General features: G+C 56.5%; 17 protein-coding genes. 13 read left to right on the top strand and 4 right to left on the bottom strand.

Annotated elements, in window-relative coordinates; translation table 11 throughout:
* Window positions 1-8: 8 nt before the first annotated feature.
* A complete protein-coding gene (locus LJA86_RS15605; protein ID WP_045907783.1) occupies window positions 9-776 on the bottom strand; it encodes a DedA family protein in 768 nt (255 codons plus the stop codon).
* A gap of 128 nt (window positions 777-904) precedes the next feature.
* The gene (gene araC / locus LJA86_RS15610; protein ID WP_023293301.1) at window positions 905-1,750 is read right to left on the bottom strand and encodes an arabinose operon transcriptional regulator AraC; all 846 of its coding nucleotides are present in this window, start codon (window positions 1,748-1,750) and stop codon (window positions 905-907) included.
* Window positions 1,751-2,087: 337 nt separating this feature from the next.
* Between araC and araB the strand changes: the two genes are divergently transcribed.
* From araB to LJA86_RS15645, 7 genes are all read left to right on the top strand, one after another.
* On the top strand, window positions 2,088-3,797 hold the full coding sequence (gene araB, locus LJA86_RS15615) for a ribulokinase (RefSeq protein WP_229226388.1): 1,710 nt from the start codon (window positions 2,088-2,090) through the stop codon (window positions 3,795-3,797).
* 10 nt (window positions 3,798-3,807) lie between these two features.
* The gene (gene araA / locus LJA86_RS15620; protein WP_229226431.1) at window positions 3,808-5,310 is read left to right on the top strand and encodes an L-arabinose isomerase; all 1,503 of its coding nucleotides are present in this window, start codon (window positions 3,808-3,810) and stop codon (window positions 5,308-5,310) included.
* Window positions 5,311-5,399: 89 nt separating this feature from the next.
* Complete coding sequence (araD, locus tag LJA86_RS15625; protein ID WP_229226389.1) at window positions 5,400-6,095, top strand: L-ribulose-5-phosphate 4-epimerase; 696 nt, start codon at window positions 5,400-5,402, stop codon at window positions 6,093-6,095.
* 156 nt (window positions 6,096-6,251) lie between these two features.
* Window positions 6,252-8,609 carry a DNA polymerase II gene (gene polB, locus LJA86_RS15630; RefSeq protein ID WP_229226390.1) on the top strand — a complete coding sequence of 786 codons (2,358 nt, stop codon included), beginning with the start codon at window positions 6,252-6,254 and terminating at the stop codon, window positions 8,607-8,609.
* A gap of 128 nt (window positions 8,610-8,737) precedes the next feature.
* On the top strand, window positions 8,738-11,644 hold the full coding sequence (gene rapA, locus LJA86_RS15635) for an RNA polymerase-associated protein RapA (protein WP_111967213.1): 2,907 nt from the start codon (window positions 8,738-8,740) through the stop codon (window positions 11,642-11,644).
* Window positions 11,645-11,656: 12 nt separating this feature from the next.
* Complete coding sequence (rluA, locus tag LJA86_RS15640; protein ID WP_023345423.1) at window positions 11,657-12,316, top strand: bifunctional tRNA pseudouridine(32) synthase/23S rRNA pseudouridine(746) synthase RluA; 660 nt, start codon at window positions 11,657-11,659, stop codon at window positions 12,314-12,316.
* A 312-nt stretch (window positions 12,317-12,628) separates the two neighbouring features.
* Window positions 12,629-15,913 carry an autotransporter outer membrane beta-barrel domain-containing protein gene (locus LJA86_RS15645; RefSeq protein ID WP_229226391.1) on the top strand — a complete coding sequence of 1,095 codons (3,285 nt, stop codon included), beginning with the start codon at window positions 12,629-12,631 and terminating at the stop codon, window positions 15,911-15,913.
* A 60-nt stretch (window positions 15,914-15,973) separates the two neighbouring features.
* On the opposite strand, the gene djlA is transcribed toward LJA86_RS15645, so the two are convergent.
* Window positions 15,974-16,789 carry a co-chaperone DjlA gene (gene djlA / locus LJA86_RS15650; RefSeq protein ID WP_008502016.1) on the bottom strand — a complete coding sequence of 272 codons (816 nt, stop codon included), beginning with the start codon at window positions 16,787-16,789 and terminating at the stop codon, window positions 15,974-15,976.
* 239 nt (window positions 16,790-17,028) lie between these two features.
* Here djlA and lptD point away from each other — a divergent pair, with 239 nt between their 5' ends.
* From lptD to apaH, 6 genes are read left to right on the top strand one after another with little or no spacing between them, the layout of a single operon-like run.
* Complete coding sequence (gene lptD / locus LJA86_RS15655; protein ID WP_045907776.1) at window positions 17,029-19,404, top strand: LPS assembly protein LptD; 2,376 nt, start codon at window positions 17,029-17,031, stop codon at window positions 19,402-19,404.
* 53 nt (window positions 19,405-19,457) lie between these two features.
* The gene (gene surA / locus LJA86_RS15660; protein ID WP_045907775.1) at window positions 19,458-20,744 is read left to right on the top strand and encodes a peptidylprolyl isomerase SurA; all 1,287 of its coding nucleotides are present in this window, start codon (window positions 19,458-19,460) and stop codon (window positions 20,742-20,744) included.
* Window positions 20,744-21,730: a 4-hydroxythreonine-4-phosphate dehydrogenase PdxA gene (gene pdxA, locus LJA86_RS15665; RefSeq protein WP_045907774.1), complete on the top strand. Its 987-nt coding sequence runs from the start codon at window positions 20,744-20,746 to the stop codon at window positions 21,728-21,730. The genes surA and pdxA overlap by 1 nt, the downstream gene beginning before the upstream one ends.
* The gene (rsmA, locus tag LJA86_RS15670) at window positions 21,727-22,548 is read left to right on the top strand and encodes a 16S rRNA (adenine(1518)-N(6)/adenine(1519)-N(6))-dimethyltransferase RsmA (protein ID WP_008502020.1); all 822 of its coding nucleotides are present in this window, start codon (window positions 21,727-21,729) and stop codon (window positions 22,546-22,548) included. Before pdxA ends, rsmA begins: the two co-directional genes overlap by 4 nt.
* Before the next feature lie 3 nt (window positions 22,549-22,551).
* Window positions 22,552-22,929 (top strand): Co2+/Mg2+ efflux protein ApaG, encoded by a 378-nt coding sequence (gene apaG / locus LJA86_RS15675; protein ID WP_032644031.1) that lies wholly within the window; start codon window positions 22,552-22,554, stop codon window positions 22,927-22,929.
* Window positions 22,930-22,933: 4 nt separating this feature from the next.
* Window positions 22,934-23,782: a bis(5'-nucleosyl)-tetraphosphatase (symmetrical) ApaH gene (apaH, locus tag LJA86_RS15680; RefSeq protein ID WP_045907773.1), complete on the top strand. Its 849-nt coding sequence runs from the start codon at window positions 22,934-22,936 to the stop codon at window positions 23,780-23,782.
* A 36-nt stretch (window positions 23,783-23,818) separates the two neighbouring features.
* Here the strand turns inward: apaH and folA are convergent, their stop codons facing one another.
* Complete coding sequence (gene folA / locus LJA86_RS15685; protein WP_008502023.1) at window positions 23,819-24,298, bottom strand: type 3 dihydrofolate reductase; 480 nt, start codon at window positions 24,296-24,298, stop codon at window positions 23,819-23,821.
* Between the last annotated feature and the right edge of the window lie 65 nt (window positions 24,299-24,363).

The following is a 24,363-nucleotide window of genomic DNA, read 5'->3' on the forward strand; positions in this document are numbered from 1 at the left end:
CCCGGCGCTTAACGGCTCACAACTTTCAACAGGATCTCACCGTACACTGGCATCAGCGGGTGACGAATCAGCGCCACCAGCGCCACCACCGCCACACCCAGCGTCAGCGGGGCCAGCCAGAGCAGGCGAGTACGCGGGAGGTAGCGTGTCAGGCGATCGATATTTGCCTTCGCGCTGCGCCACAGTCGCCAGCAGAGCCATGCCGCCAGCCATAGCAGCAGCGCCGTGCCCAGCAGTAGCCACTTAAACTCACCGCTTTGCATACCGTCAGGAATATCGATGGCGGCCCCCGCGAGGATCCCCGGCAGGAAGTAGAACGGCGGCCAGAAGACGCAGCCGATAATGTTTGGCACCACGAATTTCGCAACGGGCAGGTCCAGCATCCCGGCCACCATCGGCACCAGCGGACGCGTTGGCCCAACGAAGCGGCCGACAAGGATGGTAAACATGCTGTGCTGGTGCAGCGCATGCTCGGTCTTATCCAGCAAGGCTTTGTTCTTTTTCATGAACGACCAGCGGTGCAGCGGCTTCTTAAAGCGCCAGCCCAGCCAGAAGGAGATCCAGTCGCCGAGCAGGCAACCGATAATTCCCGCCAGCCACGCCTGCCAGAAATTGACCTCACCGCTGCCGATCAGCGCGCCAAGCCCCGCCATCATCACGGTACCGGGCAGGATTAACCCGACAAGCGCCAGCGACTCCAGAAACGCCACCAGCGCCACGGCGATGAGCGAGTACATAACGGACTGGGTAATAAAGTGTTCCAGCAATGCCTGCATAACTATTCCGGTCAGAAAACGAATCAGCGATTCTGCTTAGCGCCCCGCACCGCGTCAAGGCAACAATTGTCTGAATAGTTTACAGGTTGCTTCCCGCATTCACCTGTTTGTTTATCTTTTTTTACCGTTTATTCACATCCAGCGCGGAATTCACTGGGGCTGGCACCGGTGCATTTTTTAAATACCCGGGAGAAATAGAGCTGATCCTCAAAGCCCACGTTGCGCCCCACGGTGGCGATGGGCATCCGGGTGGTGCTGAGCAGCAGCTTCGCCTGGCTGATGCGCTGGTCCTCGCGCCAGCTCAACACGCTGACGCCCAGCTGCTGGCGGAACAGATGCGACAGACGCGACGGTGACAGGCAGACGTGCTGGGCAACGCTGGCGATATCAAACTGGCTATCGGCCAGGTGGTCGCTGATGTACTGGCAGGCGTCGCGCACGCGGTTATCCAGCGGCGGGTTAAGCGACGCGTTAATCGCCTCCATCCGTCGCAGCAGCAGCTGCTCAAGCAGGTTAATCGCCAGCAGTTCAGCGTAGCGCCCACCGGCCTGTCCCGCCTCGATAATCTGCGCAAAAAGTTCGCGAAACTGCGCCAGATGCACCTCATCCGGGCGATAAAAACCGGTGTGCGCAAAAATCGCCGGCCAGGAAAGCCACTCCTGCCAGTAGGCCCGCGGACGGAAATAGACCCACTGGTGATACCACTCTTTGGCATCCGGATGACGGCCGTAGTGGTGGATCTCCCCCGGCGGGAACAGCAGGATATCCCCCGGGCGGCAGACAAACTGCTGGTCGCCGTTTTTGATGATCCCTTCCCCCCGCACGGTCAGGTTAAGGATATATCCTTTCATCCCAAGCGGTCGGTCGACGTAAAAGTCGAGATATCCTTCAGCCTCGATAGGAGTCAGTCCCGCCACAAGGTGCGCGTTAAACGAGTATCCCGGCAGCAGAGGATCGTTTTGCGTTTCGGCCATAGATTCAGTTCTCCCAAGGGTCCTCAAGGAAACCAATTGTCCATATCACTAAAAGCAGGTTAAAAATGGCCCGCGAAAAGATCCAAAAAGCATCACGCCGCTTTTACGTCCGCCATGTTTCAGCCTTTCCCCCTGATTTCTCCGCCTGAGCAGGCAGATAAGCAGTAACAAAAGTGTCTATAACTGCGGCAGAAATGTCCACATTGAATATTTGCACGGCGTCACACTTTCCGTTGTAACAGCAATTTAGTCCATAAGATTAGCGGATCCTGCCTGACGACTTTTGTCCCCAGTCTCTAATGTTCTTCCATACCTCTTTTTTCGATGGAGCAACACCATGGCAATTGCGATTGGCCTCGATTTTGGCAGCGATTCGGTTCGCGCGCTGGCAGTGGACTGTACGTCCGGCCAGGAGATAGCAACCAGCGTTGAGTGGTACCCGCGCTGGCAAGAGGGGCGCTACTGCGATGCGCCGAACAACCAGTTTCGGCATCACCCGCGTGACTACATTGAGTCGATGGAAGCGGCCATTAAAACCGTTCTGGTCGAACTGACCGACGCCCAGCGGGCGGATATTGTTGGGATTGGCGTCGACAGTACCGGCTCCACGCCTGCCCCTGTGGATGCCGATGGCCGCGTGCTGGCGCTGCGTCCTGAGTTTGCCGACAACCCGAACGCCATGTTCGTGCTGTGGAAAGACCATACCGCCGTGGAAGAGGCCGAAGCCATCACCCGCCTGTGCCATCAGCCGGGCAAAACGGACTACTCGCGCTACATCGGCGGAATTTACTCCAGCGAATGGTTCTGGGCCAAGATCCTGCACGTCACCCGTGCCGACGCAACCGTTGCGCAGGCTGCAGCGTCATGGGTTGAACTGTGCGACTGGGTGCCTGCTCTGCTCTCCGGCACCACGCGTCCACAGGATATCCGCCGCGGTCGCTGCAGCGCCGGGCATAAATCCCTGTGGCATGAAAGCTGGGGCGGCCTGCCTCCGGCAGCCTTCTTCGATGAACTCGACCCGATCATCAACAAGAGCCTGACATACCCGCTGTTTACCGACACCTTTACAGCCGATATTCCCGTCGGCACCCTCTGTGAGGAGTGGGCGACGCGCCTCGGCCTGCCGCAAAACGTGGCGATCTCCGGCGGCGCGTTTGACTGCCATATGGGCGCCGTGGGCGCGGGCGCACAGCCAAACACGCTGGTCAAAGTTATCGGTACCTCCACCTGCGACATCCTGACGGCGGATAAAGCCACCGTCGGCGACCGCGCGGTGAAAGGCATCTGCGGCCAGGTTGACGGCAGCGTGGTACCGGACTTCATCGGTCTGGAGGCCGGTCAGTCCGCGTTTGGCGATATCTACGCCTGGTTTGGCCGCGTGCTGGGCTGGCCGCTGGATCGACTGGCGGCGGCGCATCCTGAACTGAAAACCCAGATAGCCGAGAGCAAAAAGCAGCTTCTGCCGCAGCTCACCGACGCCTGGGCCAAAAATCCATCTCTCGACCACCTCCCGGTGGTGCTGGACTGGTTTAACGGTCGCCGTACGCCGTTTGCCAACCAGCGCCTGAAAGGGGTGATCGCGGATCTCAACCTGGCAACCGACGCGCCTGCGCTGTTCGGCGGCCTGATTGCCGCAACGGCCTTCGGTGCCCGCGCCATTATGGAGTGCTTCACCGAGCAGGGCATCGACGTGAACAACGTGATGGCGCTGGGCGGCATCGCCCGTAAAAACCCGGTGATCATGCAGGCCTGCTGCGACGTGCTGAACCGTCCGCTGCAGATTGTGGCGTCCGATCAGTGCTGCGCGCTGGGCGCGGCGATTTTCGCCGCCGTCGCCGCGGGCGTCCATGCGGATATCCCCACCGCGCAGCAGCACATGGCGAGCGCCGTCGAAAACACCCTTCAGCCGCGTGCTCAGCAGGCACAACGCTTTGAACAGCTTTATCAGCGCTACCAGCAGTGGGCAAAAAGCGCCGAACTTCACTATCTCCCTGTCGCCGCCCCGGCCAAAAGCACCGCGGACACTACGGCAACCCTGACCCATTAAGGACACGATGATGACCATTTTTAATAACTATGAAGTGTGGTTTGTGATTGGCAGCCAGCATCTGTACGGACCGGAAGCGCTGCAGCAGGTAACGAAACACGCGGAGCACGTCGTTAACGCGCTGAACGCGGAAGCCAAACTGCCGTGCAAGCTGGTGCTGAAACCGCTGGGCACCACGCCGGATGAGATTACCCATATCTGCCGCGACGCGAACTACGACGATAAATGCGCCGGTCTGGTGGTGTGGCTGCACACCTTCTCACCGGCAAAAATGTGGATCAACGGCCTGTCTATCCTCAACAAACCGCTGCTGCAGTTCCATACCCAGTTCAACGCCTCCCTGCCGTGGGACAGCATCGACATGGACTTTATGAACCTGAACCAGACCGCACACGGCGGCCGCGAGTTCGGCTTCATCGGCGCGCGTATGCGTCAGCAGCACGCGGTGGTCACCGGCCACTGGCAGGATGGCAAGGCGCAACAGCGTATCGGATCCTGGATGCGCCAGGCGGTTTCGAAGCAGGATACCCGCCACCTGAAAGTGGTGCGTTTCGGCGACAACATGCGTGAAGTGGCGGTCACCGACGGTGACAAAGTGGCCGCGCAGATCAAGTTCGGCTTCTCCGTGAATACCTGGGCCGTGGGCGACCTGGTGCAGGTGGTGAATGAGATCAGCGATGGCGACGTGAGCGCGCTGGTGGACGAGTACGAAAGCAGCTACCGCCTGACGCCTGCGGCACAGATCAACGGCGACAAGCGTCAGAACGTGCTGGATGCGGCGCGCATCGAACTGGGCATGAAGCGCTTCCTGCAACAGGGCGGTTTCCACGCCTTTACCACCACTTTTGAAGATCTCCACGGTCTGAAACAGCTGCCGGGTCTGGCAGTACAACGTCTGATGCAGCAGGGCTACGGCTTTGCCGGCGAAGGCGACTGGAAAACTGCCGCTCTGCTTCGCATCATGAAGGTGATGTCGACCGGTCTGCAGGGCGGCACCTCCTTTATGGAGGACTACACCTACCACTTCGAGAACGGCAATGACCTGGTGCTCGGCTCGCACATGCTGGAAGTGTGTCCTTCCATCGCGGTAGAGGAAAAACCGATCCTCGACGTGCAGTACCTCGGCATTGGCGGTAAAGCCGATCCGGCGCGTCTGATCTTCAACACCCGCACGGGCCCGGCCATCAACGCCAGCCTGATCGACCTGGGCGATCGTTTCCGCCTGCTGGTGAACTGCGTCGATGCGGTTGAAACGCCACATTCTCTGCCGAAACTGCCGGTCGCCAACGCCCTGTGGAAAGCACTGCCGGACCTGCCGACCGCGTCAGAAGCCTGGATCCTGGCCGGTGGCGCGCACCATACCGTCTTCAGCCACGCGCTGGATCTGAACGACATGCGTCAGTTCGCCGAGCTGCACGATATCGAACTGACCGTCATTGATAACGATACCCGCCTGCCCGCCTTCAAGGACGCGCTGCGCTGGAACGAAGTCTATTACGGTTCAAAACGCTAAAGCACGGAATGCCCGATGGCGCCGCGTTTACCGGGCCTACGATCCTGTAGGCCGGGTAAGCGAAGCGCCATCCGGCACTGGAGACAACAATGTTAGAAGAGCTCAAACAGCAGGTACTTGAAGCCAACCTGGCGCTGCCGAAACATAATCTGGTCACCCTAACCTGGGGCAACGTGAGCGCCGTTGATCGCGATAGAGGCGTGTTCGTGATCAAGCCTTCCGGCGTCGATTACGCGGTGATGACGGCGGACGATATGGTCGTTGTCAGCATTGACACAGGTGAAGTGGTGGAAGGCAATAAAAAGCCGTCATCCGATACGCCCACTCACCGCCTGCTCTATCGATCTTTCCCGACCATCGGCGGTATCGTGCATACCCATTCGCGCCATGCCACCATCTGGGCGCAGGCGGGCCAGTCCATCCCGGCGACCGGCACCACCCACGCGGACTACTTTTACGGCACCATTCCCTGCACGCGTTTGATGACCGATGCGGAAATCAACGGCGAGTACGAGTGGGAAACCGGTAACGTGATCGTTGAGACCTTCGAAAAACAGGGAATCGACGCTGCGCAAATGCCCGGCGTGCTGGTGCACTCCCACGGCCCGTTTGCCTGGGGGAAAAACGCGGAGGACGCGGTGCATAACGCCATCGTGCTCGAAGAGATCGCTTATATGGGGATCTTCTGTCGCCAGCTGGCGCCGCAGCTGCCGGATATGCAGCAAACCCTGCTGGATAAGCATTACCTGCGCAAGCACGGCGCGAAGGCCTACTACGGGCAGTAAACCCTTGCCCGGTGGCGCTGCGCTTACCGGACCTACGGAACCTGCAGGCCGGATAAGCGTAGCGCCATCCGGCGAAACAGGCACTGTATAAAACCCCAGCAAACCTACCTCAACCAGGCTATAATCAGGCCTGGTTTTGTTTTCTGGGATAACGGCGTGGCGCAGGCGCAAGAAGGCTTTTTACTGACCCGACACTGGCGGGATACGCCTCAGGGCACCGAGGTTGAATTCTGGCTGGCAACGGACAACGGCCCGCTGCAGGTGACGCTGCCGCCGCAGGAATCCGTGGCGTTTATTCCAGAAGCGCACGTCGAAAAAGTGAAACAGCTGCTGCGCGGTGAAAACGGCTGGCGCATTACCCCGCTTGAGCTGAAAGATTTCCACCGTCAACCGGTTTATGGCCTCTACTGTCGCGCCCATCGTCAGCTGATGCGCTATGAAAAACTGCTTCGCGAAGCGGGCGTAACGCTCTACGAAGCCGACATCCGCCCACCGGAGCGCTTTCTGATGGAGCGGTTTATTACCGCGCCCGTCTGGGTCGACGGCACCGCGCACAACGGCAGCCTCGTTAACGCGCGGCTGAAGCCGAACCCGCACTACCGCCCTCCGCTGAAGTGGGTCTCCCTGGATATCGAAACCACCCGCCACGGCGAACTGTACTGCATAGGACTTGAAGGCTGCGGCGATCGGGTTGTCTATATGCTCGGGCCGCCAAATGGTGATGCCTCCGCGCTGGATTTCCGGCTTGAGTACGTCAACAGCCGCCCGCAGCTGCTGGAGAAGCTGAACCAGTGGTTTGCCGACTACGATCCCGACGTCCTGATCGGCTGGAACGTGGTGCAGTTCGACCTGCGCGTGCTGCAAAAACACGCCGAGCGTTACCGCATCCCGCTGATGCTCGGGCGCGGCAACAGCGAGCTGGAATGGCGCGAGCACGGTTTTAAGAACGGCGTTTTCTTCGCCCAGGCGAACGGTCGCCTGATTATCGACGGCATCGAGGCGCTCAAGTCCGCCTTCTGGAACTTCTCATCATTCGCCCTCGAAGCGGTGGCGCAGGAGTTGCTTGGCGAAGGCAAATCCATCGACAACCCCTGGGACAGAATGGACGAGATCGACCGACGCTTTAACGAAGACAAGCCCGCGCTCGCCACCTATAACCTGAAAGATTGCGAGCTGGTCACGCAGATTTTCCACAAAACCGAAATTATGCCCTTCCTGCTGGAGCGCGCGACGGTGAACGGCCTTGCGGTCGACAGGCATGGTGGATCGGTTGCCGCCTTTAGCCATCTCTACTTTCCCCGAATGCACCGGGCAGGATATGTCGCCCCTAACCTCGGGGAGGTGCCGCCGCAGGCCAGCCCCGGCGGCTACGTCATGGATTCCCGGCCAGGATTGTATGATTCCGTTCTGGTGCTGGACTACAAAAGCCTCTACCCGTCGATAATCCGCACCTTCCTGATCGATCCCGTCGGGCTGGTTGAGGGCCTGGCCCAGCCAGATGATGAACACAGCACCGAAGGCTTCCTCGGCGCACGCTTCTCGCGGGAAAAACACTGCCTGCCCGACATCGTGGGAAACATCTGGCACGGCCGCGATGAGGCCAAGCGCCACGGCAACAAGCCACTATCACAGGCGCTGAAAATCATCATGAACGCCTTCTACGGCGTGCTGGGTACCAGCGCCTGCCGCTTCTTCGACCCGCGTCTGGCGTCGTCGATCACCATGCGCGGGCACGAGATCATGCGTCAGACCAAAGCGCTGATTGAGTCCCGGGGCTATGACGTCATTTACGGTGACACCGACTCCACCTTTGTGTGGCTTAAGGGCGCGCATTCAGAAGAAGACGCCGCGAAAATCGGCAAAGCGCTGGTCGCCTTCGTGAACGACTGGTGGCAGGAACATCTGCAGAAAGCGCGGTTAACCAGTGCGCTGGAGCTGGAATTTGAAACCCATTTCGCCCGCTTTTTAATGCCCACCATTCGCGGTACCGATCAGGGCAGTAAGAAGCGCTACGCCGGGCTGATTCAGGACGGCGACGCACAGCGGATGGTGTTTAAAGGGCTCGAGACGGTACGTACCGACTGGACGCCGCTGGCGCAACAGTTCCAGCAAACGCTCTATCTGCGGGTGTTTCGCAATGAACCGTATCAGGACTACGTGCGCGAGACGATAGCCAGCCTGATGGCGGGCGAGCTTGACGCGCAGCTGGTGTATCGCAAACGCCTGCGCCGCCCGCTCGCGGAGTACCAGCGCAACGTTCCTCCGCACGTGCGCGCCGCGCGCCTCGCGGATGAAGAAAACGTCCGCCGTGGCCGCGCGCCGCAATATCAGAACCGGGGCACCATCAAATACGTCTGGACGATAAACGGTCCGGAACCGGTGGATTATCAGCACTCACCTCTGGATTACGAACACTATCTGACACGTCAGCTTCAGCCGGTTGCCGACGGAATTTTGCCCTTCATCGACGACGACTTTGCTACACTGGTTACAGGGCAACTTGGCCTATTTTGACACGTGACGAAATGGCTGCCATCCAGTACCATAGCGCCCTTTCCATTCCCGGACCCATTTTTCGATGACCGTCTTTTTTGACGGTGGTCGAACTATTGCCTGCAATTAAAGATTAGAGCCGAACAACTATGCCTTTTACACTTGGTCAACGCTGGATCAGCGATACAGAAAGCGAACTTGGATTAGGAACCGTCGTTGCCGTTGATGCGCGCATGGTTACCCTCCTCTTCCCTGCCACTGGTGAAAACCGCCTGTACGCTCGCAATGACTCCCCTGTAACCCGCGTGATGTTTAATCCGGGTGACACCGTGACCAGCCATGACGGCTGGCAGCTCAAGATTGAAGACGTAAAAGAAGAGAATGGACTGCTCGCCTACATCGGCACTCGCCTGGACACCGACGAGGCCAATGTCATCCTGCGCGAAGTGCTGCTCGACAGCAAGCTGGTGTTCAGCAAGCCTCAGGACCGCCTGTTTGCCGGGCAAATCGACCGTATGGATCGCTTCTCGCTGCGCTATCGCGCGCGTAAGTTCCAGAGTGAACAGTACCGCATGCCGTGGAGCGGCCTGCGCGGCCAGCGCACCAGCCTGATCCCCCACCAGCTGAACATCGCCCATGACGTGGGCCGTCGCCACGCGCCACGCGTGCTGCTGGCAGATGAAGTGGGCCTGGGTAAAACCATTGAAGCGGGTATGATCCTGCATCAACAGCTGCTTTCCGGCGCCGCCGAGCGCGTGCTGATCGTGGTGCCAGAAACCCTGCAGCACCAGTGGCTGGTTGAGATGCTGCGCCGCTTCAACCTGCGTTTCTCTCTGTTCGACGACGAACGCTACGCAGAAGCGCAGCACGATGCGGACAACCCGTTTGAAACCGAACAGCTGGTGATTTGCTCCCTGGACTTCGTGCGCCGCAGCAAGCAGCGTCTTGAGCATCTGTGCGATGCCGAGTGGGACCTGATGGTGGTCGACGAAGCGCACCACCTGGTCTGGAGCGAAGATGCGCCGAGCCGCGAATATATGGCCATCGAGCAGCTTGCCGAACGCGTGCCTGGCGTCCTGCTGCTGACCGCAACGCCGGAACAGCTGGGTCTCGAAAGCCACTTCGCCCGTCTGCGCCTGCTCGATCCCAACCGTTTCCACGATTTTGAGCAGTTTGTGGAAGAACAGAATAACTACCGTCCGGTGGCAGATGCCGTCGCCCTGCTGCTGGCGGGCAAGCGTCTTTCTAATGACGAACTCAACACCCTGAGCGATCTGATCGGCGAGCAGGATATCGAGCCACTTTTGCAGGCTGCGAACAGCGAGAGCGACAACGCGGAATCCGCGCGTAAAGAGCTGATCGACATGCTGATGGATCGCCACGGCACCAGCCGCGTGCTGTTCCGTAACACCCGTAACGGCGTGAAAGGGTTCCCGAAACGCGAGCTGCACACCATTAAACTGCCGCTGCCGACGCAATATCAGACGGCGATTAAAGTCTCCGGCATTATGGGCGCGCGCAAAACGCAGGAAGAGCGCGCCCGCGACATGCTTTATCCGGAGCAAATCTACCAGGAGTTCGAAGGCGATACCGGCACCTGGTGGAACTTCGATCCGCGCGTGGAGTGGCTGATGGGCTACCTGACCGCACACCGCTCCCAGAAAGTGCTGGTGATCTGCGCCAAGGCGGCTACCGCCCTGCAGCTGGAGCAGGTTCTGCGCGAGCGTGAAGGTATTCGCGCCGCCGTGTTCCACGAAGGCATGTCCATCGTTGAACGCGACCGTGCCGCGGCGTGGTTTGGCGAAGAGGACAGCGGCGCGCAGGTTCTGCTGTGCTCGGAAATCGGCTCCGAAGGCCGTAACTTCCAGTTCGCCAGCAACCTGGTGATGTTCGATCTGCCGTTTAACCCCGATCTGCTGGAGCAGCGTATCGGCCGTCTGGACCGTATCGGTCAGGCCCATGATATTCAGATCCACGTGCCGTATCTGGAAAAAACGGCCCAGTCCGTGCTGGTGCGCTGGTTCCACGAAGGTCTGGATGCGTTTGAACATACCTGCCCGACGGGCCGCACCATTTACGATCAGGTGCATGGCGATCTGATCGGCTACCTGGCCGCGCCGGAAAACACCGACGGCTTTGACGATCTGATTAAGTCCTGCCGTGAGAAGCACGACGCGCTGAAAGCGCAGCTGGAACAGGGTCGCGATCGCCTGCTGGAGATCCATTCCAACGGTGGCGAGAAAGCGCAGGCGCTGGCAGAGAGCATCGAAGAGCAGGATGACGACACCAGCCTGATTAGCTTCTCGATGAACCTGTTCGATATCGTCGGCATCAACCAGGACGATCGTGGTGAGAACCTGATAGTCCTGACCCCGTCCGATCACATGCTGGTACCGGATTTCCCGGGCCTGCCGGAAGATGGCTGTACCATCACCTTCGAGCGTGACGTGGCGCTGTCCCGTGAAGATGCCCAGTTCATCACCTGGGAACACCCGCTGATCCGCAACGGGCTGGATCTGATCCTCTCCGGTGATACCGGCAGCAGCACGATCTCCCTGTTAAAAAACAAGGCGCTGCCGGTGGGGACGCTGCTGCTGGAGCTGATTTACGTTGTGGAAGCACAGGCGCCGAAGCAACTGCAGCTCAACCGCTTCCTGCCGCCGACGCCGGTCCGTCTGCTGCTGGATAAAAACGGCACGAACCTGGCCGGACAGGTCGAGTTCGAAAGCTTCAACCGCCAGCTGAGCGCGGTGAACCGCCATACCGGCAGCAAGCTGGTTAACGCGGTCCAGCAGGACGTGCACGCTATTCTGCAGCAGGGCGAAACCCAGATTGAGAAAGCGGCGAGAGCGCTGATTGATGCCGCACGCGCGGAAGCCGACGAGAAACTGTCTGCGGAGCTGTCGCGTCTGGAAGCGTTGAAGGCCGTGAACCCTAACATCCGTGACGACGAGCTGGCGGCGATTGAAAGCAACCGTCAGCAGGTGCTGGAAAGCCTCAACCAGGCTAGCTGGCGTCTGGATGCCCTGCGTCTTATCGTTGTGACGCATCAGTAACCGGAGCGCAAGATGGTGATGGAGCCGTACAATCCGCCGCAGGATCCCTGGCTGGTCATTCTGTATCAGGATGAACACATTATGGTGGTCAACAAGCCCAGCGGGCTGTTGTCCGTGCCGGGGCGTCTGGATGAGCACAAAGACAGCGTGATGACGCGCATTCAGCGCGATTATCCTCAGGCGGAGTCTGTCCATCGCCTGGACATGGCGACCAGCGGCGTGATTGTGGTGGCGCTGAATAAGGCGGCGGAACGCGAGCTGAAGCGCCAGTTCCGCGAGCGCGAGCCGAAAAAGCAGTATGTCGCCCGCGTCTGGGGTCACCCCGCGCAGGCGGAAGGGCTGGTGGATTTACCGCTGATCTGCGACTGGCCGAACCGGCCAAAGCAGAAGGTGTGCTACGAAACCGGCAAGGCCGCGCAGACCGAGTATGAAGTGCTGGAGTACGCGCCGGATAATACCGCGCGCGTCCTGCTTAAACCGATTACCGGACGCTCACACCAGCTGCGCGTGCATATGCTTGCCCTGGGTCATCCGATTCTGGGCGACCGGTTTTACGCGCCGCCTGAAGCACTGACCTTAGCGCCACGTCTGCAGCTGCACGCGCAGACGCTCACCATCACCCATCCTGCCTTCGGTAATGCGATGACGTTTAAAGCTCCGGTGGACTTCTAATCCACGCTCAATAAATATTTGTTATCGGGCACGCGCCTGATAACAAATATTCAAAATCTATATATTTCACACCAATAATAAAACCACCACAAATAATATTCACAAAAGTTATTTCTTATAATAACGCCTCTCTCATTTATTTAAAAAAACTAAAATACATATTAAAAAATAGTAAATTGAAATAACGTCGGCCATTGTTAAAAATTCACTTAAAAAATAAGAAAATACTAATCCCACAGGCTCCCAGGCCAGGTCGTTTCGCTAGCCAAAAACATTCAGAAACAATCGACTCATTAATTTACAAGGACGTATATGAACAGGACTTACAACATCATCTGGAATTACGCCAGAAATATGTACATTGTTGCCTCTGAGTTTTCCCGTGGAGACAGCAAAACCCGCTCACGCGTTCGCGCTGGAGGGGCTATCGCGACCTTTATTTTATCCGGCATTGCGGGTTCGGCACTCGCGACTGACAGGACGTTTGAGGCTGTCCCAGGTGATAACGAGATCAGCGGCGAATACTCAACCACAGAGAATGTTACCGCAGCGGTAACAGCCAACGGTTCCGATGTCGTTGTTAACGATAGTGGCGCGCTGACAATATCGACTAGCGGAGACTCAGCGATGGGCCTGTACGTTTTCAATGGCGCGAAAGTCACGCTAGACGATCCCAACACCACCATTACTACTTCTGGGTATGGCATGGCCAGGGGGATCGTTAACCAACAAGGAACGGTCACATTAGCTAACGTTACTATAAAAACCACCGGTGATTTTGGTAATGCGGGCATATTTAACAATGGCGAAATGACCGGCACCGGGGTCACCATTAGTACAACCGGTAGCGAGAGCTATGGGATTCAGAATTACACCCAAACGTTTACCTTTGACTCATCAAAAATTGATACTTACGGTGAAAAGTCTATTGGTTTATTGAATACCGGTCGCGCAGCGCTCTCGGATACGCAAATTACCACGCATGGACAGAATTCTGACGCGATATCCTCCAGTAAAGCAACCAGCGCTGTCGTGCTGAATAACGGTTCTGTTATCACGACAGGGGAAAACTCACGGGCGGTGGTAATCGATAATGGCGGGAAATTTGATGCAACCGGCACAACGATTACCAGTGAACAGTCTGCAGCCATCGTCTTGCAAAACGCCAGCAATGCCGCCATCGCTAACAGTAATATTTCCGGTAGCAAGGCCGTCTTCTCGTTCAGCGGTGGAAAAAATGTCGCCACAATTGACGGCGGAAGCATTACGGCAACCGCATCCGGAGGAAGTGCTTTTGCCGTGGATTCAGGATCTGCCGATATTAGCGTGAAGAATGTGCAAACGATGAATGCAGACAATCTGCTCACCGTGGCCAATACCGCCGATGCAGTCACCCTGAGCGCTGAAAACAGCAAGCTGTCCGGCGCGGTTAAGGCCAGCGGTGATAATATCAGCATGAATCTGGATGAAAACAGCCAGTGGCTGCTTACCGGCGATTCCAGCGTCGGTAATCTTTCCAGTAACGGGCGCATCACGCTCGGCGATGAAAACGGCAGTGCCGGTACGCTCAATGTCGGTAATCTCATCCTTCAGGATAACAGCCAAACTGATGTCTACCTCGATGCAAACGCGACGAGTGCCCCTGTTATCGCTCAGAATGCAACGCTGAATGGCACGCTGAATATTACGGGTTACGGTGGGGCCAGCACGCTTTCAGCGGATAGCACCTTCACGGTGATTGACGCTGAAAATGCAATCAATGGCAATTTTACCCACCTCACCGTCGCGGGTATGGCATCAGGATCCGTTGACTTCATCACCTTTAGCGGCACCGTTGACCCCGCCGACGTGACGAATTACGTCCTGACGCCGTCATTAGCCTGGTATGCCAGCCAGAACCCAACGCCAACGGCGGCTCACGGCACATTCACCCTGAACAATGCTGACGGCAGCTTTACGCTGAGCACGGCGCTTGTCGATCAAAATGCTAACGCCACGACGGGATGGGACGGTAAATCACTCACCAAAGAGGGGCAAGGTACGCTGATTCTGAATGCCGCAAACAGTTACAGCGGCACAACGGATGTTAACCAGGGCACGCTCTGGCTGGGCGAGGCCGGCGTTATCGGCGTACAAAACAGCGATCAGGCCGTGAATGTCGCGGCAGGCGCGACGTTTGGTGGCGACAACGGAGTGGTGAACGGCAATGTTAACAGCAAGGGCACCGTTCAATTCAACGACACGCTTACGATCAATGGTGATCTGAGCAACGCAGGCAGCATTATCAGCGGCAATATCGAAGGCACCGACGGCACAACGACCGGTAACACACTGATCGTAAACGGCGATTATACCGGTAACCAGGGGTCTCTGACGCTGAATACGCAGTTAGGCGACGACACGTCGCCAACCGATATGCTTAACATTACGGGGAATACGTCCGGTAACACTACCCTGTACATTAACAACGCAGGCGGTCAGGGGGCCCTGACCCAAAACGGAATTGAAGTGATTAAGGTCGGCGGTGAATCAAACGGTACCTTTGTTCAGGGTAACCAGGTCCAAATCAACGCCTACGAATACCGTCTGTATCAGGACTCAGGGAACTGGTATCTCCGTTCCCAGGCCACGGGTGAGGGTGGCGACGTAACGCCTCAGTATCGTGCCGATATTGGTTCATACCTTAGCAACCAGTGGCTGGCTCGCGATCTGCAGATGCAGACCCTCTCAGACCGAGAAGGCAGCCAGTTCAAATCGCAAAACGGCACGACATGGGCGCGTTTCAAAGCAGGTAAGAACCAGTCCACTGCGGCAGGGAGCAATATTGATATCGACAGCAACTACTCCCAGTTCCAGATGGGGGGCGATGTTGCAGCCTGGAACAACGGCGAACAAAGCCTGGTGGTCGGGGTTATGGGTAGCTATATGAAAGCCAGCAGCGACAGCAAAGGCAATAGAGGTGCTGACGGCAGCCGCTTTAGCGCTGACGGTAAAGTCGATGGCTATAACCTCGGCGTCTATGGCACCTGGTTTGCCGATGCCCGACAGCATCAGGGTTTTTATGTCGACAGCTGGTATCAGTACGGGATGTACCACAACAGCGTAGATAACGGTGACGTTGGCTCAACGGATTACGATTCAAACGCCAACGCCGTTTCGCTGGAAACGGGCTATCGCTACGATGTCGCACTCGGCGACAACACGCTGAGCCTCACGCCGCAGGCACAGATCGTCTGGCAGGATTACCGTGCCGATGACATCAAAGACAGCAGCGGCACAACGATTGATGGGCAAAACGGTGACAGCTGGACCACCCGTTTAGGTCTGCGAGTTGACAGCAAGATGAATAAGGCGAACGACGCGGTTATCCAGCCGTTTGCGGAGGTCAACTGGCTGCATACCTCTGAAGAAACGGCAGTTAACTTTGGTGACACACAGATCAAACAGGATATTCCTGCCGATCGTGCGGAGCTGAAAGCGGGTGTTCAGGCGAATGTGAACAAGCAATGGAGCGTTATCGCCCAGGTGTCCGGACAGAAAGGTGATAATGATTACAGCGATGTGAACGGCAGTCTGAACGTACGCTACAGCTGGTAATCACGTAGAAAGGGCCTGGCAGTTCATCCTGCCAGGCCCTTCTTCATTCCACAGAGGGGCTTATTTAAAGCCTTTCTTCTCTTTAATCAGTTCGTACGCTTTCTGAATTTCCTGCGCCTTTTGCTTCGCCATCTCCATCATTTCCGGCGGTAAGCCTTTCGCGACCAGCTTGTCCGGATGGTGCTCGCTCATCAGCTTACGATAGGCACGTTTGATCGTGGTCTGATCGTCAGAAGGCTTTACGCCAAGTACGTTACAGGCATCTTCCAGCGTCGGACCACGCTGCGCCTGCTGCCAGGCACCGCCAGATGACTGCTGGTGATAGCCGCCGCCAAACTGCGCCCCGCCCTGCATCATGCGCAGGAACTGGTCGAACTGCATACGGGAGATGCCCAGCTCTTCCGCAATCACGTATAAAACATCGCGCTCGTTAGGATGAAGCGAGCCGTCGGCGAAGGCCGCCTGAATCTGAATTTCCAGAAACATCCGAATTAAATCAAAACGGCCGAAGCAGATGCTGCGGAACTGACGCATTTTTTCGCGAAGCGGATAGTTATCGGATTTCCCGATGCGAAACGCATTTTGCGCCTCCAGGCGGGAGTCACCGTGCAGATTCATTCGGTCCATAAAGACGCTGGCAATCTGAATATCGGCTTCCGTAACGCGGCCTTTGGATTTGGTTAAATGCCCCATCACCTCAAAAGTGGTGGAGAAAAAGAGTGACTGACGCTCGCGCTGATTGGCAAACCAGGCCATTTTGCGGCTGCGCGCCTTATCAAACATATGGCCAATAATAAGCCCCAGCACTATTCCCCAGAACCCGGCCCCCATGATGATGGCGAACGCAACGCCGATTATTTTACCCCAATACTGCATATACTCCCCGGATAGTCATATTCCTGGCCGACGCAACGTCATCATCACTGTGTTCAAGTCACGGTCAATTGAAGGACATCGCCTATAATTTGCTTTATCATACTCGTCATTCGATAGCGAGCCTAACACTCTGGCACGCAAACGGGCAGGATTAACGCTGGTACTGCGCAGATGAGTAAGATAGTCTCTGAGCGTTTGTAAGCCGTAGCCACTGATGACGGAACAATAAAATACAACGTATGAAAAAACGTATCCCCACCCTCCTGGCCACAATGATTGGCACCGCCCTGTACAGTCAACAGGGGCTGGCGGCCGATCTCGCCTCGCAGTGTATGCTTGGCGTCCCAAGTTATAATCGCCCACTGGTGAGTGGCGATACCAATAGCTTGCCGGTAACCATTACTGCCGACAGTTCAAAAGGGACTTACCCTGACAATGCCACGTTTACAGGCAATGTCGATATTAATCAGGGCAATAGCCGCCTGCAGGCAGATGAAGTGCAGCTGCACCAGAAGCAGCCGGAAGGCGCGGCCGAACCGGTACGCACGGTGGATGCGCTGGGTAATGTGCACTATGACGACAATCAGGTCATCCTGAAAGGTCCGAAAGCCTGGTCAAACCTGAATACGAAAGACACTAACGTCTGGAAAGGTGATTACCAGATGGTGGGTCGCCAGGGGCGCGGTGACGCAGACCTGATGAAACAGCGCGGAGAAAACCGCTATACCATCCTGGAAAATGGCACGTTCACGTCGTGTCTGCCGGGTTCAAATACCTGGAGCGTGGTCGGGAGCGAAGTGATCCATGACCGCGAAGAGCAGGTCGCAGAGATCTGGAACGCCCGCTTCAAGGTGGGTCCGGTCCCCATCTTCTACAGCCCTTATCTGCAGCTTCCCGTGGGTGACAAACGTCGCTCCGGTTTCCTGATCCCGAATGCCAAATACAGCACCACGAACTACTTTGAGTTCTACCTGCCGTATTACTGGAATATCGCGCCCAACATGGATGCGACGATCACGCCGCACTATATCCACAAGCGCGGCAACGTCATGTGGGAGAACGAATTCCGCTATCTGACCCACGCCGGTGCGGGTCTGATGGAGCTGGATTATCTGCCGTCGGATAACGTTTACAAGGACGACGCCAGAAACGTCTCGGGTGATAACCGTCACCGTTGGCTGTACTACTGGCAGCATTCCGGGGTGATGGATCAGGTGTGGCGCTTTAATGTTGACTACACCAAAGTCAGCGATTCGGCTTATTTTAATGACTTCTCGTCCAAATACGGCTCGAGTACCGATGGCTATGCCACGCAGAAATTCAGCGTAGGCTATGCGGTGCAGAACTTTGATGCAACCGTCTCGACCAAGAAATTTCAGGTGTTTTCTGACCAGTCCACGCCTACCTATGGCGCTGAGCCACAGCTGGACGTCAACTGGTACCAGAATGATGTAGGTCCATTCGACACCCGGGTTTACGCTCAGGCGGTGCATTTCGTGAACACGGATTCGGACATGCCTGAAGCCACGCGTGTTCACCTTGAGCCGACGATCAATCTGCCATGGTCTAACGACTGGGCAAGTCTGAATACCGAAGCCAAGCTGATGGCGACGCACTATCAGCAAAAAAATCTCGATAATTACAACGCAACGAACAGTGCACATCTGGAAGAGTCGGTTAACCGAACGCTCCCGCAGTTTAAAATGGACGGCAAGCTGATCTTCGAGCGTGATATGGCCCTGCTGGCGGATGGGTATACCCAGACGCTTGAACCGCGTATGCAGTATTTGTACGTGCCATACCGCGATCAGAGCAACATTCAAAACTACGACTCCTCTTTACTGCAGTCCGACTACAGTGGCCTGTTCCGCGACCGTACTTACGGCGGTCTGGACCGCATCGCCTCAGCGAACCAGTTAACGACCGGCGTCACAACACGTGTTTATGATGATGCCGCCGTTGAACGTTTTAACGTTTCTGTTGGTCAAATCTACTACTTCACAGAGTCTCGCACGGGTGATGACAATATTCAGTGGGAGAAAGACAACAAAACGGGATCGATAGTGTGGGCGGGAGATACCTACTGGCGTATGACTGACCGTTGGGGCCTGCGTGGCGGTGTGCAGTATGACACGCGTCTCGACAACGTTGCTAACAGTAGTGCAGCCATAGAGTATCGTCGCGATGAAGATCGTATGATTCAGGTAAGCTATCGTTACGCTAGCCCAGAATATATTCAGGCAACGCTACCGAAAAGCAATGATCAGAACAGCATCAACTACTGGAAATCGCCACAATATTCGGATGGTATTTCTCAGGTCGGTGCGGCAGCGAGTTGGCCCATCGCCGACCGTTGGTCAATCGTAGGCGCTTACTACTTTGACACTAACGCGAATAAAGCTGCTGACCAGATGGTGGGGCTGCAATATAACTCCTGCTGCTACGCGCTGCGTGTCGGTTACGAACGTAAGCTTAACGGCTGGGAAAACAATCAAAGCAAATACGATAACGTGATTGGCTTTAACTTCGAGTTACGCGGCCTGAGTTCCAACTACGGTCTGGGTACGCAGAAAATGCTGCGCTCGAATATTCTGCCTTACCGCAGTTCCTTGTAATGTGCTTGATTTGCAACGTAATCCGCTTTGCGGTTAATTGAAATGGAAAAAGTATGAAGAACTGGAAAACGCTGCTGCTCGGTGTCGCTATGGTTGCGAATACCAGCTTCGCGGCCCCCCAGGTTGTTGATAAAGTCGCCGCGGTGGTTAACAACGGCGTCGTGCTTGAAAGTGACGTTGACGGTCTGATGAAATCGGTGAAGCTCAATTCGGGCGAAGCGGGTCAGCAGCTTCCGGATGACGCCACGCTGCGCCACCAGATCCTGGAGCGTCTGATCATGGATCAGATCGTTCTGCAGATGGGGCAGAAAATGGGTGTGAAGGTCACTGACGAGCAGCTCGATCAGGCGATCGCTAACATCGCGAAACAAAACAACATGTCTTTAGACCAGATGCGCAGCCGTCTGGCCTATGACGGCATCAGCTACGCCACCTACCGTAATCAGATCCGTAAAGAGATGCTGATTTCGGAAGTGCGTAACAACGAAGTGCGTCGCCGCGTCACTATCCTGCCTCAGGAAGTGGACGCGCTGGCAAAACAGGTGGGTAACCAAAACGATGCGAGCACGGAGCTGAATCTGAGCCACATTCTGATCCCACTGCCAGAGAATCCAACGTCCGATCAGGCTGCGGAAGCAGAAAGTCAGGCGCGTTCAATTGTCGAACAGGCGCGTAACGGCGGTGACTTTGGCAAGCTGGCCATCACCTACTCCGCAGACCAACAGGCGCTGAAAGGCGGCCAGATGGGCTGGGGACGTATTCAGGAGCTGCCATCCATCTTTGCCCAGGCCCTGAGCACGGCGAAGAAAGGGGATATCGTCGGTCCAATCCGTTCAGGCGTGGGCTTCCACATTCTGAAAGTGAACGATCTGCGCGGCCAGAGCCAAAATATCTCCGTTACCGAAGTTCACGCTCGTCATATTCTTCTGAAACCGTCACCAATCATGACTGACGATCAGGCGCGTGCGAAGCTGGAACAGATTGCAGCAGACATTAAGAGCGGTAAAACCTCGTTTGCGAAAGCAGCAAAAGAGTTCTCGCAGGATCCTGGCTCTGCTAACCAGGGCGGCGATCTGGGCTGGGCGGCAGCGGATATCTACGATCCTGCCTTCCGTGACGCGCTGATGAAGCTGAACAAAGGCCAGATTAGCGCGCCGGTCCACTCTTCGTTTGGCTGGCATCTGATCGAGCTGATGGACACCCGTAATGTTGATAAAACGGATGCGGCGCAGAAAGACAGAGCCTACCGTATGCTGTTTAACCGTAAGTTCTCCGAAGAAGCAGCCACCTGGATGCAGGAACAACGCGCCAGTGCTTACGTGAAAGTGCTGAGCAACTAATGAAACAGCATCGTGTTGTTATCACGCCCGGCGAACCCGCCGGGATTGGGCCTGACCTTGTTGTCCAGCTCGCCCAGCGCAGCTGGCCAGTAGAACTGGTTGTCTGCGCGGATGCAACACTGTTACAGGACCGGGCAACGCTGCTCGGTCTGCCTTTAACGCTCATCCCTTACGTTGAAGGCCAACAGCCTGCACCGCAGCAAGCCGGTACCCTCACCCTTCTTTCGGTTCCCCTTCGTACGCCGGTCATTCCTGGCCAGCTCAGCACGGAAAACGGCCACTATGTGGTTGAAACCCTTGCGCGCGCCTGCGACGGTTGCCTGAAGGGCGAATTTGCCGCCCTGATTACCGGCCCCGTCCACAAAGGCGTGATCAACGAAGCGGGCATACCGTTTACCGGGCATACGGAGTTCTTCGAAGAGCGATCGCACAGTCCGAAAGTGGTGATGATGCTGGCGACCGAAGCGATGCGCGTTGCCCTGGTGACCACCCATCTGCCGATCAAAGCGATTCCGGATGCGATCACCCCCGATCTCCTGCGCGAGATCATCGGGATTTTGCATCACGATCTGCAGACAAAATTTGGGATCCCGCAGCCGCATGTGCTGGTTTGTGGCCTGAACCCGCACGCGGGCGAAGGCGGGCACATGGGCACCGAAGAGATCGACACCATCATTCCGGTACTCAACGAAATGCGGGCGAAGGGAATGAACCTCAGCGGTCCGCTGCCTGCTGATACCCTTTTCCAGCCGAAATACCTGGATAATGCCGACGCCGTGCTCGCGATGTACCACGATCAGGGCCTGCCCGTGCTAAAATACCAGGGCTTTGGCCGCGGGGTGAATATCACCCTCGGTTTACCCTTTATTCGAACGTCCGTTGACCACGGTACTGCGCTGGATCTGGCAGGCCAGGGGAAAGCGGATGTCGGCAGTTTTATTACGGCGCTTAATCTCGCCATCAAAATGATTGTTAATACTCAATGACTAATCGAGTCCATCAGGGCCACTTAGCCCGTAAACGTTTCGGGCAAAACTTCCTTAACGATCAGTTCGTGATCGAAAGCATTGTCTCGGCTATTAATCCACAAAAAGGCCAGGCGATGGTCGAAATCGGCCCGGGCCTTGCCGCACTGACCGAGCCGGTAGGCGAACGCCTCGACGAACTGACCGTCATCGAACTGGACCGCGATCTGGCCGCACGCCTGCAAACGCACCCGTTCCTCGGGCCGAAGCTGACTATCTATCAGCAGGACGCCATGACCATGAACTTCGGCGAACTGTCGGAAAAAATGGGCCAGCCGCTGCGCGTTTTCGGCAACCTGCCGTATAACATCTCCACGCCGCTCATGTTCCACCTCTTTAGCTATACTGATGCCATTGCCGATATGCACTTCATGTTGCAAAAAGAGGTGGTTAACCGTCTGGTTGCAGGCCCGAACAGTAAAGCGTATGGTCGTTTAAGCGTGATGGCACAATATTACTGCAACGTGATCCCGGTACTCGAAGTACCGCCGTCAGCGTTCACACCACCACCGAAAGTGGATTCAGCGGTTGTGCGCCTTGTGCCGCACAAAACGAAACCGTACCCGGTTAAAGATCTGCGTGTACTGAGCCGCATTACCACTGAAGCCTTTAACCAGCGTCGTAAAACGATCCGTAACAGCCTCAGCAATTCATTCACCGTTGAGGTATTAGCTGAACTGGGGATCGACCCGGCAATGCGTGCGGAGAACATTTCCGTAGAGCAGTACTGCAAGCTGGCTAATTACATCAGCGAAAATGCGCCGCCGAAGGAGAGTTAAGCCATGATTGATTCGCCCCGCGTATGTGTTCATGTACAAAGCGTCTATGTTGAATCACAGTCCTCGCCGGACGAAGAACGTTTTGTCTTTGCTTACACCGTGACCATTCGCAACCTGGGGCGGACGCCCGTGCAACTGCGCGGACGCTACTGGCTTATCACCAACGGCAATGGCCGCGAAATCGAAGTTCAGGGGGAAGGAGTGGTCGGTGAACAGCCCCACATCGCCCCTGGCGAAGAGTACCAGTACACCAGCGGCGCGGTGATTGAAACGCCGATGGGTACCATGCAAGGCCATTATGAAATGGTCGATGTCGATGGCAATGGCTTCCGCGTTGCCATTCCCGTGTTCCGTCTCGCCGTAACCACACTTATTCATTAATCTAATGTCTACATATCTGATTGGCGACGTTCACGGTTGCTACGATGAACTGATCGCATTATTAAAACAGGTCGACTTTACGCCAGAACAGGACACGCTCTGGCTGACGGGCGATTTAGTCGCACGTGGCCCCGGCTCTCTTGAGGTATTACGTTTTGTCAAATCACTGGGCGACAGCGTGCGCATGGTGCTGGGCAATCACGATCTGCATCTGCTGGCAGTGTTCGCCGGGATCAGCCGCAATAAACCAAAAGATCGCCTCACCCCGCTGCTGGATGCGCCGGACGCGGACGATCTGATTAACTGGCTGCGCCGTCAGCCCCTGCTTCAGGTCGACGAAGAGAAAAAGCTGGTCATGGCGCATGCCGGGATCACGCCACAATGGGATCTTGAAACAGCGAAAACCTGTGCGCGTGACGTTGAGGCAGTGCTGGCAAGCGATTCGTATCCTTTCTTCCTCGATGCCATGTACGGCGACATGCCGAACCACTGGAGCGAGGATCTCAGCGGTCTGGCCCGTCTGCGCTTTATCACGAACGCCTTCACCCGCATGCGTTTCTGCTTCCCGAACGGACAGCTGGACATGTATTCCAAAGAGACGCCGGAAAGCGCACCGGCCCCGCTCAAACCGTGGTTTGCCATTCCGGGGCCGGTGACAAGCGAGTACAGCGTGGTATTTGGTCACTGGGCTGCACTGGAAGGAAAAGGGACGCCGGACGGGATTTACGGTCTGGATACCGGATGCTGCTGGGGCGGAGAGCTAACCTGCTTACGCTGGGAAGATAAAGCTTACTTTGTTCAGCCGTCCAACCGACAGCTGGACTTAGGGGAAAGTGAGGCCGTCGCCTCCTGAATCATGCCCTCTCCCGGGCGGGAGAGGGCAAATCACTTAACGACGTTCCAGGATCTCGAAGCAGTAGCTGTGAGAGTTCTGTGCATCCGCATCGTGGAATTCGCTGAATACCGATTCCCACTCGTCCGGATCGTAGTCTGGGAAATGGGTATCCCCTTCCACTTCCGCATCAATATGGGTCAGATACAGCTTCTGCGCTTTAGGCAGGAACTGCTCGTACACGCGCCCGCCGCCAATCACCATGATCTCTTCGGCATTGCCGCATGCAGCAATCGCCTCGTCGACGGATTTTACCCATTCGACGCGATCGTCAGTACCCGGCTGGCTACTGATAACGATATTTTTACGGCCCGGCAATGGACGACCAATCGACTCCCAGGTCAGGCGGCCCATCACTACCGGCTTGTTTAACGTAGTACGTTTAAACCATGCGAGATCGGCAGGCAGGTTCCACGGCATGGCATTTTCCATACCGATAACGCGGTCCACCGCCAGCGCTGCAATCAGACTGATCATTGAAAATTTCCCGGATGCAAAAAATTGCCGCCACTATACGGAAAGCTTAATCTTTCGTCGACTGG

It is taken from the genome of Enterobacter sp. TCD1-1 (assembly GCF_020567405.1).
In the GTDB taxonomy this organism is placed as follows: Bacteria; Pseudomonadota; Gammaproteobacteria; order Enterobacterales; family Enterobacteriaceae; genus Enterobacter; species Enterobacter quasiroggenkampii.